Source organism: Flavobacterium sp. MDT1-60, assembly GCF_014844035.1.
Taxonomy (GTDB): Bacteria; Bacteroidota; Bacteroidia; order Flavobacteriales; family Flavobacteriaceae; genus Flavobacterium.
Genome location: NZ_CP062159.1, coordinates 2,565,381 through 2,578,381, shown reverse-complemented (window position 1 = coordinate 2,578,381; position 13,001 = coordinate 2,565,381). Strand labels below are relative to the sequence as shown.

Genomic DNA, 13,001 nt, shown 5'->3' with positions numbered 1-13,001 from the left:
ATACAGAAGTGTATTCTACTATCAAAATGACTTCAAATAAAGAATAGAAATTAATATGATCTTTTCTATTCTTTTATATTATATATACTTTAATTTAGTGGACAGGTCCGCTATCAAAACTTATTTTTTTTCAAAATAAAGATAATCGGTACTATTATTTACATCGCGTAATCTTATTTGCGAATTATTAAACTCAAACAATTTCCAGTTATAATTCAATTTACCAAGTAATTCTGTACTGAAATTTAGTTTTAATTCCTTCACACCATTTAGCATACTGCATTCCCATTGACCTGTTTCTGAGATCATACCTTTGGTAGCAACTACTGATTTGTCACTTTTAAAAACAAATGAATACCCGCTGTAAGAGGCAGTTTTTTCTGAGTCATTAAAGAAATAAGGTATTATCCAGGAACCATTTGTTATTGTTGCTTCAAAATCAAGTGATACAAGATTGTTTTCAGGGCAATAATCAATAGCATATTTAATAGCGTTTTCAAAATCTGAATTGTTTGTAATTGATTTTGTCTGATTATGGTAATTAACTATAGAAATCGGATATTGCAATGAAATATACTGACTGCTATTTAAATTTTTTATAAAGTTGAAAAACGCCTGGTCACTTATAATAGATACAGAGCTTGCTATTTGATTTAAGCTATTATATATATTGATTGTTATAGGATAATTAATGTTTAGTCCGTTGATTTTAGATAAAAGATCAGGGTAAAGATTCCAATAATCAATTAAAGAATCAAAATCAGCTTGATTGGGAATATTTTTTTCAATGTAATTATAATACAACATGGTTACAGGAAAATCTATTTTTACAATATCATCATCATAAACACTTGAATTGATATTATCCAATACTTTTTGATAATCGGCAGTAGTGTTAATTGCAAACTGAGTATTATTAACAGTAACGGTATAAGGGAGTTTTATAGTGCAATACGTCGACCCGTCTATTATATTATCCTGCACAGTAGAAACCATCGCAACCCTTTGCATATAAGTGGTTAGAGGAGAAATATTTGTAATTGTCCCCTGTCCATCGTTCTTTTGCTCATCCATGTCACTTTGACAAGACAATAAGAGTAACAAGGCTAATATCGATAAATATTTTTTCAAAAGGAACATAATTATATTTTTACAAAGATAATAAAATTTAAAGAAACTGGTTTTTAATAAATTAACATCAAGGATATCAGCCTCCTATTCAATACTAAATTATCAAAAGCCAATAGCATTTTATTCTTCTATAAAACAATCAGCTTTGCATTTACCCTACTTACATTAAAAACAAATACTTTTGTCACGTACAAATTGAAACCACAATGCCAAATAAAAACCAATCAAACACTTGTGATGAAATAATTTTTTCGTCTTTTTTTAAAAGTCACATAAAAGCACTTCGAAATTTTCTTTTCTACAAATTTGGCAACATAGACCAGGCAGAAGATTTGGCACAGGAAGCATTTGTAAAACTTTGGCAAAACTGTGCTTCGGTACCACTGGAGAAAGCAAAATCATATATTTATACGATTGCAAACAACAGCAGTCTCAATCAAATTGCGCATCAAAAAGTGGTTTTGAGATATGAAAAAAACTTTACCGGTTTAGACAAAACAAATGAAAATCCCGAATATATTTTAGAGGAAAAACAATTTCAGTCCAAACTTTTAAAAGCTATTGAAAGCTTAAATGAAAAACAACGTATTGCCTTTTTGATGCATCGCATTGACGGAAAGAAATACAGCGAAATTGCCTTAGAGTTAAACATTAGCGTGAAGGCAGTCGAAAAACGCATTCATTTGGCTTTGTTAAGCTTGCGTAAAGAAATTGATTTATAAAAAGTAGGGTAAATTTAGTTCCAACTGTTTAATGATATAACACCAGTACAATGAAAAAAAATCGCTTACTAGCAAAATGGCTCAATAATGATTTGTCAGAAGATGAATTAGCTGAATTTAAAGCAAGCCCCGATTTTGAAAAATACCAAAAAATAAAAAATTATACCGATCATTTAGAAGTAGGTGATTTGGATGAAAACGCTATGTTGTCGAATATTCTGAGCCAGAAAAAAGCAACTCCTAAAGTGATTCCGTTGTATAAAAAATGGATATTTAGAGCTGCAGCCATATTTGTTCTGGCTCTTGGAATCACCTTTGCGCTGAAATTTTTTGTACCTCAAACCGAAACAGCAAATTATGGAGAGAAAACAACTTTTTCATTACCTGATCATTCTGAAGTGGTATTAAATTCAGGTTCTGAAATAAACTATAAAAAATGGAACTGGAACAACAACAGACATCTTGAACTAAAAGGAGAAGCTTATTTCAGGGTAGCCAAAGGCAGACGATTTGAAGTACAAACCAATCTTGGAAAAGTTTCGGTTTTAGGAACTCAGTTTAACGTTAAAAACCGAAAAAACAGGTTTGATGTGGTGTGTTATGAAGGACGTGTGAAGGTAAATTATGCCAATACTCAAATTCTGTTGACTCACGGACAAGGCGTTAGTTTTGAAAACGGAAAACAAACTAAAATGGAAATACGTTCATTAAAGCCGGAATGGACGGAAAATCAAATATGTTTTTATAAAGAAAACATCAGAACCCTGTTAGACGAAGTCGAAAGACAATACAATATTAAGATCGAATTAAACACAAAAGATACAACTTCCTTATTTACAGGAAAATTACCTGCTAAAAACCTGGATATAGCCTTGCAAATTATTAGCACAACCTATCATTTAGAGGCTAAAAAAGTCTCAGAAAATAAAATAATTTTTGACGAAAAATAAATGTTGCTCCCCAAACAATTTCATTTTTTGTTTTTTATATTTTTCCTTGCCCTGAATCTTTTTGCTCAGGACAAAGGAAAAACTATGCCTTTTAAAAAAATCATAATTGATATTGAAAAGCAGCATCAGGTTAGTTTTAATTATACTGAAGATAATATTGCCACACTACAATTAAGGCCTCCAAAAAAATCTTTTTCTTTAGATCAGAAACTTCAATATCTGGCAAAAAACACCAATTTATCTTTTGAAAATATAGGAAACAAATTCATTAATATTTATAAAAAAGATACTGAATCTAAAATGATTTGTGGCTATATTTTTTCTAGTTTTGATAAAAAACCTATTGAAAACGCAAATATTAGTTTATCTGACAAAACTCAGATTACAACGGATTCAAATGGTTATTTTGAGTGCAAACAAGACGATGCAACTCTATTTTTGATTAGTCATGTTGGATTCATATCCAAGAGAATTGTCAGGGATATTCCTGACTCTAAAAATTGCATTAAAATAGTATTAGAACCTGAAATCACAGAACTTCAAGAAATTAAAACCAATGCTATTCTGGCTTCAGGAATTTCAAAAAACAAAGATGGCTCATTTGAAATTAAACCCAAGAAATTTGGTATTCTTCCGGGACTTATAGAACCCGATGCTTTGCAAACAATGCAGCAAATACCGGGCGTAAACAGTATTGATGAAAGTGTATCGAGCATTAATGTACGTGGAGGTACGCACGATCAGAATTTGTTTTTATGGAACGGGATACGAATGTTTCAAACAGGACATTTCTTTGGTTTAATATCGGTCTTTAATCCTAATTTGGCACATACCATTTCTATTTATAAAAATGGGAGCTCTGCATTTTTTGGTGAAAGTGTATCGAGTGTAGTAGCTATTTCTTCTACTCCTGAAATAGCTGAAAAAAATGCTTTCAGTGCAGGAATAAATATGATTAATGCTGATATTTATGCGAAATACAATCTTTCGAAAAAAAGCTATATCGAAATTTCAGCACGTAAATCGATTACTGATTTTGTAGAAACACCTACGTATAAAGAATATTTTAATAAAGTATTTCAAAACACTACGATAACTGATTTTTCAGAAAAACAAAATGTCAATTATCGAAGTGACAAAAAATTTGATTTCTATGATGCTACATTTAAATATGCCCAAAAAATTGGAAGTAAGGATCAAATAGTATTAGATTTAATTACGATTAAAGATAATCTGGATGTTTTTCAAAGTGCAACTGTATATGACATGAACAGATCGGAAAACAATGTTTTGCGCCAACAAAATTATGGTGGAAGTTTATTGTGGAAAAGAAACTGGAACAACTTCAATACCACCAAAATTAATGTTTACAACTCCTCTTATGAACTTTTAGCCGACCAAAAAACAACCAATGCAAATCAAATCGTCATTCAGGAAAACACCGTTAACAATAATGGGATTAATTTAGAAAACAACCATACGATTAGCTCCAAATTTAGTTTTAATGATGGGTATCAATATAATGAAATGGGTATCACTAATTTAGAGCAGGTTACTAATCCGGATTTTTATCGCAAAGTTAAAGATGTACTGAGAACCCACGCCTTAATTTTTGAAGGAAAATACAATGACACACTTTCCAGAATATATTTTAAAGCCGGAACCCGAATTAATTATATTGAGAAATTTAAAAAATATAGTGTAGAACCCCGAATGCAGTTTAGTTATGGTATCAATAAAAATTTAAATATAGAACTGCTTGGCGAACTAAAAAGTCAAAATTCACAACAAATCATTGATTTGCAAAAAGATTATTTTGGTATTGAAAAAAGACGCTGGATTATCTCAAATGACTCAACAATTCCTATTCAAAAAAGTAAACAACTATCCCTGAATTTATTCTACAAAAAGAATGACTGGCTTTTAGATATAGAAAATTTTTATAAAAAAGTAAACGGAATTACAACCTCAAGTCAAGGTTTTCAGAACCAATTAGAATTTATTCGAACAACTGGCGATTATGAAGTTTGGGGAACAGAAATGTTGATTCAGAAAAAAATGAATCATTTTTTGACTTGGTTAAGTTATACTTATAACCATAATAATTATCATTTTTCTAATTATGAACACTCAAGTTTTCCTAACAATTTTCAATTAATGCATACTGTATCGTGGGCAGGAATTTATGAGAAAAACAATTTTAAAATTGCTTTAGGAACAAAATGGTCTTCAGGCAGACCAAAAACCTCACTCAACAGTTCTCAAATAGATCCTTCAGATCCTGTACTGGTCTACAATAAACCAAACAATATCAATTTGCACATTTTTTCACAGGTAAATATTTCCTCTACTTATAAGTGGGAAACCGCAAATGGAATTCAATACAAATTAGGTGTATCTATCTTAAATATCCTAAACAGGAAAAATGAAATCAGCGAATATTACAGAATAAGTTCTTTCACAAATTCTATAGAAGAAGTTGAGACATTTGCATTGCAAAGAACTCCAAATGTGAGTTTTAGAATTTCTCTCTAAAGCTATTTATACAGGATTTATAGAAAATCCCATTCCCCTTTTTTATTTTTTTTCATAAAAATAACAATTCTTTGGTAGGGTAATCTGCGTTAAGGCTGTTTTGCTATTGAATCCTATCAAAAGAATAAAACATGACGCCCCTAAAAAATTTGATACCAGGCCATGAGGCTAACTTTTTTTATAACAGTTCGTAAAAATAACGATCTGACTATTGAAGAAAATACTTATAAAAAGTTAGCACAATTTCCCCCTATACAATTATTACAATAACGAATTTACCAATACTGGTAATGTATATTTTTCCCTTTCGATACAAACTAAATAAAAAAACTATGAAATTAAAACAAATTAAAGTCGCTTTTGTTGTCTTTGCAGCAACAACATTTTTCTTAAGCTGTAGTAGTGACAAGGATAATGAAACTCCAACTCCAGAAGTAAAAAAAGAGATTTCACTTTCTACAAGTACTACATTAGGTTCTTATCTTTCAGATAAGGATGGAAGATCTTTATACTTTTTTTCAACAGATTCAAAAGACCAGATAACCTGTACAGGAGGATGTGAACTGGTTTGGCCTCCATTTTATTTAGACAATTTAACTGCTGATAAATTAGGTACAGGATTAACATTCTCAGACTTTGCTACTATAACCACTGCATCTGGTAAAAAACAAGTAACCTATAAAGGATGGCCATTGTACTATTATGCGCCAAGTGTAAACGGAACCAATACAGCAGAAGCTGCCAGCCAAACGACCGGAGACGGAGTTGGTGGTGTATGGTTTATTGCAAAACCAGATTATTCTATTATGATAGTAAGAAGCCAGCTTGTAGGCCATGATGGTAAAAATTACAAATCAGATTACACTGCTGGAGATGGTTTAACTACCTACTTTACAGATGCGAAAGGGATTACACTTTATACTTTCAAGAATGACAATTTCAAGAAAAATAATTTCACAAAAGCCGATTTTTCCAACAATACTGTTTGGCCAATATATGAAACAGATAAAATTGTCGTTCCTTCTACACTTGACAAATCTAAATTTAGTGTTATTACAGTATTTGGTAAATCCCAACTGGTTTACAATGGCTGGCCTTTGTATTATTTTGGACAAGATGCCAACGTAAGAGGCGCAAATAAAGGAATTAGTTTCCCAAGTCCGGGAATTTGGCCAGTACCAGTAAAAGACATACCTCTAGCCATATAAATAGGATTATTGCAACTAGAGCATTTCAAATTAGTCCAATTTCTATTGGGCTAGTTTGAAATAATAAAGATCGAAAATCCCGGTAAACTACAGCAAAATTAAAAATCACAAAATCAACATGAATAAAACAAGAATCAAGATTCTGATCTTTTTATTAGTGATAAGTTTTGGCCCTTATTATATCTATCAAAATGTTTTATACAAAGATGCCAGAGACATCAACAGTGAAAAATCAATGTTAACAATTACTGCTGAAAATTTAGAAAAAAAATATGCTGTAAATCCCTCACAGACTGACTCTAAATACTTAAATAAAACAATCGAAATTGAAGGAATAGTTTCAGAAGTTACCGATTCTTCGATGGTCATAGATAAAAAAGTATTTTGCAAAATGAATGGAAAAGTACAAAAGACTTTGATAAATAAACCGATCAATATAAAAGGGAGATGCATTGGTTATGATGATTTATTCGAACTAGTAAAATTTGATCAATGCAGTATTCAACAAAATTAAATATGAAAAAAAAAATATTCCTAATAGCCAGTTTTTTAATCTGTCTCTATAGCAATGCTCAGGATGATCTACTATCTACTTTGGATTCAACACAAGTAGTTGATAAAAGTGTGACTGCCACATTCAAAGCTTTACAAATTATAACCCTACAATCAACCAAATTAGCCGCCAAAAAAGAATTTTACATGGTAATATCTCATCGATTTGGTTCTGTAAAAGGTGGGATTTCTGAGTTTTTTGGTTTTGATGACGCCACTACAAAAATTGGTGGAATTTATGGAGTAACAGATTGGCTTTCAGTAAGTGCATCACACCATACTTTGCTAAAAATAAATGAAGCATCAGCAAAATATAGGCTTATAAGACAAAGCGAAAAATTTCCTGTTGATATTGTAGGTTACAGTACAATAGATTTTAATAGTGGATTAAAGAAGGACGATTACCCGAAAATTGAATTTTCTGATCGATTGACTTATATCAATCAAATTTTGATTTCAAGAAAATTCTCTGATAAACTATCTTTAGAATTAGCCCCTTCCTTCATCCATAAAAATCTGTACAATCCAGACATAGAAAACGATAACCAATTTACTTTAGGAGCTGGCGGACGATTAAAATTAACCAAAAGACTTTCTCTTAATTTAGAATATGGTCAAAATTTTAATAAACCAGACTTTTATAATAACCCATTATCCGTTGGACTTGACATAGAAACGGGAGGTCATGTTTTTCAATTGCTATTTACAAATTCCCAGTCAATGACCGAAAGCGGTTACCTGACGAGTGCTGCCGGGGATTGGGGCAAAGGCGATTTTTTCTTTGGGTTTAACTTATATAGAGTTTTTTAAAAATATAAAATATGAAAAAATATATTTATTTATCAGGCCTTATTCTGTCATTATATGGTTGTGAATCGAATACTTATGAAAGTCTGCAAGAACCAACTGTTATAGTTGGCAAAGTTACTTACAATGCAAATGTTAAATCCATTGTCGATGAAAATTGCATTGGCTGCCATTCTGCAGGTGGATCACTTTTACCGTTAGTAACTTATGATCAGGTAAAAAATGCCATGTCTAATACTAATTTATTAGATAGAATTCAACGTCAAAACGGAACACCCGGAATAATGCCAAGAGCAGGAAGAATGCCGCAGGATAAAATAAATACAATTCTGCAATGGAATACAGATGGATTATTAGAAAATTAAATCAACACTAAAAATGAAAAAAATAATTGTACTGCTATTTTTGTTTGTTGGAATTTTACATGTTTCGGCTCAAAAGTATGCCACCAAAACCGGAAATTTAAAATTTGAAGCTTCTGTTGAGTCTTTTGAGGAAATTACGGCGGAAAACAAAAATACTTCTGCTATTTTGGAATCATCTACAGGAGAAATTGCCGTACTTACTCTCATGAAAGGATTCCGATTTAAAATTGCATTAATGGAGGAACACTTTAATGAAAATTATATCGAATCAGATAAATTTCCAAAAGCAACCTTTAAAGGAAAAGTTGAAGATTTTGATACATCAAAGCTTTCATCTACCACTAAAGCATTTAAGATCTCGGGAGATTTAACTCTGCATGGAAAAACTAAAAAGATAATTGCAAACGCTAAGATTTTAAAATCTGGCGATAAGATTACAATAACCGGAAATTTTGATGTAAAACCAGAAGACTTTGATATCGAAATTCCGAAACTGGTTAGTAAAAAAGTGTCTGAAAAAATCAAAGTGAGTTTCAGCCTCTTGCTTACAAAGATGTAAAATCCCAAATTAAAAAAATCCCAAATTCAAATTGTTAAGATGGAATTTGGGATTTTAAATATTGGAATTTATTTATGTTTAGTCCAGAATAAAACTAACACTAACATTTGCTGTAATTTCGATTTCTCCAATAGCAAGAGTTTCGTTTGAAGGTACCGCATCTGCAGATTCTTTCATTCTCATAGCAGCATACATTGGCTGTGGATGATAGATTTGTGAATTATCTGAAATGGTATAAGCCTTACCTACTTTTTGCCCTAAAACAGAAACATAATCTTCTGCTTTTGCTTTAGCATCTTTAATTGCTAATTTTCGAGCTTCTGATTGATACTGGGCTAATTTAGACGATTCAAAAGAAACGTTATCTAAACGGTTAATTCCTTGTTGAACCAAACCTTCCATCAATTCATCGTATTTAGATAAATCTTTTACTAAAATTTCAACTGTCTGAACAGCATTATAGCTTGTTTTCTTTTTTTCGTAATCATATTGTGGATTAAGTGCCACTTGTTTTGTTCTGAAATCTGCAGTCGGAATATTCATTTTTTTAATGAATTTCAAAACAGCATCCATTTTTTCGTCATTTTGCTTTTTGACGTCTTTAGCATTATTTCCTTTTGTTTCAACTGTAGCTGAAATAGAAACCTGATCAGGAGCTATTTTTACTTTTCCTTCTCCATTTACATTGATCTGTGGAATTTGTTTGGTTTCCTGGCCGTAAGACATAGTCATAAACATGATTGTTAAAAATAATACTACTTTTTTCATTTTTGTTATATTTAAAATTATTGATGAGAGCATTTCAAAAGTTATGCCAACCTTACAATTTCCCCAATTTAGCCATAACAAAAAGAATCAAAATCGGAATTGCTAATAAAATAACCATCAAACTATGATCTACAATTAAGGAAGGTTCTTTTACCAAAGTAATCAAATAACCACCTATGGCACCTCCAAAGTGTGCTGTATGGCCAATATTATCATTTTTGGCTTTCATACCATATATAGAATACAATAAATATAAAATACCGAAAAGATAAGCCGGTATCGGAATGACAAAAAAGATTCCCAACATCATATCCGGTTGCAATAAAATGGCAGAGTATAAAATTCCTGTCACGGCGCCAGAAGCTCCTACTGCGCGATAACTATAATCATTTTTATGAAACAACATGGTAAGCAGACTCCCAAAAATCAAACTTCCAAAATAAATCAGAACGAAAGAAATTGTTCCAAGCCACTCAATTACAACTGGTGCAAAAAACCAAAGTGTAAGCATATTAAATATTAAGTGCATCATATCAGCATGTAAAAAACCTGATGATAGCATTCTGATTTGTTCACCAGAACGAATACTTCCAACATGAAATTCGTATTTTCTAAAAAAAGAAAGATCATTAAAACCTTTGTAACTAATTAAGGCATTGGCAACTATAATCCCAATCAAAACGGTATTAACGGTATTCATAAAAGATATTTAAAGTGAGCTGTAAATATAGTCATTCTCAAACACAACTTGAGTACACTCCAAAACATGTAACGTTATTCATTTTTACTTTATCTTTGTAAAAAAAAGTTAGATGCAGTTTCTTGTTTATATTTTAGCCTATCCCATTCTTTGGCTTATTTCTATACTTCCTTTCCGAATATTTTATTGGTTTTCAGACTTCGTTTATTTTCTCGTGTATCATGTTATTGGGTACCGCAGAAAAATAGTTCGGGCAAATCTCGCACTTACTTTACCACATATAAGTGATGCTGAAAGAAAAGAGATCGAAAAGAAATTTTACCAGCATATGTGTGATATGTTTCTGGAGATGATAAAAACGATGAGCATTAGCCCTGAAGAAATGGAAAAAAGGTTTACTATTACCAATATGGATCTTTTTCATGAATATGAAAGAAAAGGAAAAAGCGTTGTTTTAGTAGCTTCACATTATGCGAGCTGGGAATGGCTTTTGACTCTTAATAAAAGAATGCTTTTTAATGGAGTTGGTGTTTACAAAAAAATTGCCAATCCTTATTTTGATAAATTAGTTCGCAAAATAAGAGGTAAATATGATGCTGAATTGGTTGAAACCAAACAAGCAATTCCGTTAATGGCACAAAACCAACGCGACGGAATCCTAAGTCTTTATGGTTTAGCCAGCGATCAATCGCCAAAACTGGACAGAATTTTTCATTCGATGAAATTTATGGGGATTGAAGTTCCGGTTCATACAGGAGCTGAAATGCTTGCTAAAAAATATGATTTAAGCGTCATTTTCATCAAAGTAAAAAAAGTAGGAAGAGGTTATTATGAGGCAGAAATTGTACCTATCGCTGATAACCCTAAAGAATACGATAATTTTGAAATTACAGAAAAATATTTAAGAGAAGTGGAAAAACAAATCTGTGAAGCTCCCGAATATTATTTATGGACGCATAAAAGATGGAAACATCGCGTTGAATAATAATTTTGATTAAAATATTTAAAAGTCCAAAAAGCAATGATTGCTTTTTGGACTTTTAATTTTATGTAAGTCTGGTAAAACTCAAAACTATCTTTTTAAGACCTCTAAAACAGATTTTGATGGGTTTTTGTAATGATTTTTTCTGAATTTGAGCAAATGGTAATTTGTATAAACAGTATACATTTGAAGCTGATTAAAATCTATCCAAAAACCACATTAAAATTATTACCATGTTTAAAAAATTACTTTTTACATTTTTTATATCGGGCATCTGCCTAGCCACTTTTGCACAAAGTCCGAAAAGAGGTATTGCTTATGTAAATAACTCTAGTGCTGACTTATTAGCGCTAAAACCAGGAATTTCATGGTGGTACAACTGGGGTTCAATACCTGAAAATGATACAAATGACAATTATGAATCAATTGGTCTTGAATATGTACCTATGGCATGGGGAAAACAAAGTGATACCGATGTTCAGACTTTTATAAGTAAAATAAAACCCGGTGCTAAATATTTATTAGCTTTTAATGAACCCAATTTTAATGACGGTGCAAGATTAACACCTCAGGAAGCCGTAAATGCATGGGCTAACGTAGAAAAAATCGCTGCTGCTAAAAATCTGGAAATCGTTAGTGCTTCGCCTGCTTACAACGGCCCTAATAATTACGGAGGCTTTAGCGATCCTGTAGCCTGGCATGATCAATTTTTTCTTTTATGTCCAAACTGCAAAGTAGATTACATTGCTTTTCATACCTATGACAATTCTTCCGGTGCGGTGATTGGCGTTACAGGACTTCTCAAAAAATACAATCGTCCGGTTTGGGTAACTGAATTTGCCAACAGAGTCATTCAAACTGCGGCTGAGAAAACAACCTTCATGAAAGAAATCATTACCAGTTTTGAAAACGATCCGGATATTTACAGATATTCATGGTTTACAGGAAGGGTTCCTGCTGATTGGATTGATATGCAGGAAGGACAATTACTGGCTCCTCAAAGCGGTGTTTTAAAGCCAATTGGTACTGAATACATAAATACAAGCTACACTACAAAAAAAATGAATGTCCCTGGCCGAATTACAGCCAACAAACATTATAGAAGAAAAGGTACAGGTTTACAAAATACGACAGATTCCGGAACGGGTCAAAATGTTTGTTTTATCGAAGCCGGAGACTGGAATGAATTTATGCTAAATGTTGCTGATGCCGGAACTTATAATTTAAACTTTAGAGTAGCATCGCCAACAGTTCCCGGTAAATTTGACATCTTGATTAATAATGTAATCGTAAAGACAGATGAAACTTTCCCAGTTACAGGTGGTTATCAAACCTATGCTGATAAACTTGTAAGTGGGGTTGCATTACCAAAAGGAGAAGTTTATCTTAAAGTTAAATTCAAATCGAATGATATGAATTTCAATTTTATTGATGTTACTGCGGCAAATTTAAGTGTTAATGATCCTTCAATTGATAAAGATACTTTTACTGTTTATCCAAATCCTGTTAAAAATCAATCAACGCTTCATATTAAATCATTTACTACAGAGCCTTTAAGTCTGAAAATAGTCGACATGAAAGGAATGGTTTGCTATTCATCAAATGACCATTTTACAAATGAAGACATTAAAATTGGTGATAAACTTTCGACAGGTGTTTACATTATAACTGCCATTTATGGATCGATTAAAAAATCAATAAAAATTGTCAAAAACTAATAAC

At 31.7% G+C, this 13,001-nt stretch carries 13 protein-coding genes; 10 read left to right on the top strand and 3 right to left on the bottom strand.

Features of this window, described 5'->3' with window-relative positions:
• Nucleotides 1-120: 120 nt before the first annotated feature.
• The gene (locus tag IHE43_RS11120; RefSeq protein ID WP_192187992.1) at nucleotides 121-1,140 is read right to left on the bottom strand and encodes a hypothetical protein; all 1,020 of its coding nucleotides are present in this window, start codon (nucleotides 1,138-1,140) and stop codon (nucleotides 121-123) included.
• Between the two features lie 197 nt (nucleotides 1,141-1,337).
• Between IHE43_RS11120 and IHE43_RS11115 the strand changes: the two genes are divergently transcribed.
• From IHE43_RS11115 to IHE43_RS11080, 8 genes are all read left to right on the top strand, one after another.
• Nucleotides 1,338-1,853 (top strand): RNA polymerase sigma factor, encoded by a 516-nt coding sequence (locus IHE43_RS11115; RefSeq protein ID WP_192187991.1) that lies wholly within the window; start codon nucleotides 1,338-1,340, stop codon nucleotides 1,851-1,853.
• A gap of 50 nt (nucleotides 1,854-1,903) precedes the next feature.
• Nucleotides 1,904-2,803, top strand: coding sequence for a FecR family protein (locus IHE43_RS11110; protein WP_192187990.1), 900 nt, complete (start codon nucleotides 1,904-1,906; stop codon nucleotides 2,801-2,803).
• 27 nt (nucleotides 2,804-2,830) lie between these two features.
• Complete coding sequence (locus IHE43_RS11105; RefSeq protein WP_225585467.1) at nucleotides 2,831-5,338, top strand: TonB-dependent receptor plug domain-containing protein; 2,508 nt, start codon at nucleotides 2,831-2,833, stop codon at nucleotides 5,336-5,338.
• 332 nt (nucleotides 5,339-5,670) lie between these two features.
• Nucleotides 5,671-6,546 carry a hypothetical protein gene (locus tag IHE43_RS11100; RefSeq protein WP_192187988.1) on the top strand — a complete coding sequence of 292 codons (876 nt, stop codon included), beginning with the start codon at nucleotides 5,671-5,673 and terminating at the stop codon, nucleotides 6,544-6,546.
• Nucleotides 6,547-6,664: 118 nt separating this feature from the next.
• Nucleotides 6,665-7,060, top strand: coding sequence for a hypothetical protein (locus IHE43_RS11095; RefSeq protein WP_192187987.1), 396 nt, complete (start codon nucleotides 6,665-6,667; stop codon nucleotides 7,058-7,060).
• 2 nt (nucleotides 7,061-7,062) lie between these two features.
• On the top strand, nucleotides 7,063-7,908 hold the full coding sequence (locus tag IHE43_RS11090; protein ID WP_192187986.1) for a DUF5777 family beta-barrel protein: 846 nt from the start codon (nucleotides 7,063-7,065) through the stop codon (nucleotides 7,906-7,908).
• Between the two features lie 11 nt (nucleotides 7,909-7,919).
• Nucleotides 7,920-8,270 carry a cytochrome c gene (locus tag IHE43_RS11085; RefSeq protein ID WP_192187985.1) on the top strand — a complete coding sequence of 117 codons (351 nt, stop codon included), beginning with the start codon at nucleotides 7,920-7,922 and terminating at the stop codon, nucleotides 8,268-8,270.
• A 13-nt stretch (nucleotides 8,271-8,283) separates the two neighbouring features.
• Entirely contained in the window at nucleotides 8,284-8,829 is a 546-nt protein-coding gene (locus IHE43_RS11080) for a YceI family protein (protein WP_192187984.1), read from the top strand.
• Between the two features lie 78 nt (nucleotides 8,830-8,907).
• Here IHE43_RS11080 and IHE43_RS11075 read toward each other — a convergent pair whose 3' ends face one another.
• Complete coding sequence (locus tag IHE43_RS11075) at nucleotides 8,908-9,597, bottom strand: SIMPL domain-containing protein (RefSeq protein ID WP_192187983.1); 690 nt, start codon at nucleotides 9,595-9,597, stop codon at nucleotides 8,908-8,910.
• 52 nt (nucleotides 9,598-9,649) lie between these two features.
• On the bottom strand, nucleotides 9,650-10,297 hold the full coding sequence (locus IHE43_RS11070; protein WP_192187982.1) for a rhomboid family intramembrane serine protease: 648 nt from the start codon (nucleotides 10,295-10,297) through the stop codon (nucleotides 9,650-9,652).
• Nucleotides 10,298-10,409: 112 nt separating this feature from the next.
• Between IHE43_RS11070 and IHE43_RS11065 the strand changes: the two genes are divergently transcribed.
• Together IHE43_RS11065 and IHE43_RS11060 are read left to right on the top strand one after the other, a co-directional pair.
• Nucleotides 10,410-11,282 carry a lysophospholipid acyltransferase family protein gene (locus tag IHE43_RS11065; RefSeq protein ID WP_192187981.1) on the top strand — a complete coding sequence of 291 codons (873 nt, stop codon included), beginning with the start codon at nucleotides 10,410-10,412 and terminating at the stop codon, nucleotides 11,280-11,282.
• Nucleotides 11,283-11,512: 230 nt separating this feature from the next.
• Entirely contained in the window at nucleotides 11,513-12,997 is a 1,485-nt protein-coding gene (locus IHE43_RS11060; RefSeq protein WP_192187980.1) for a glycosyl hydrolase, read from the top strand.
• Nucleotides 12,998-13,001: the final 4 nt, after the last annotated feature.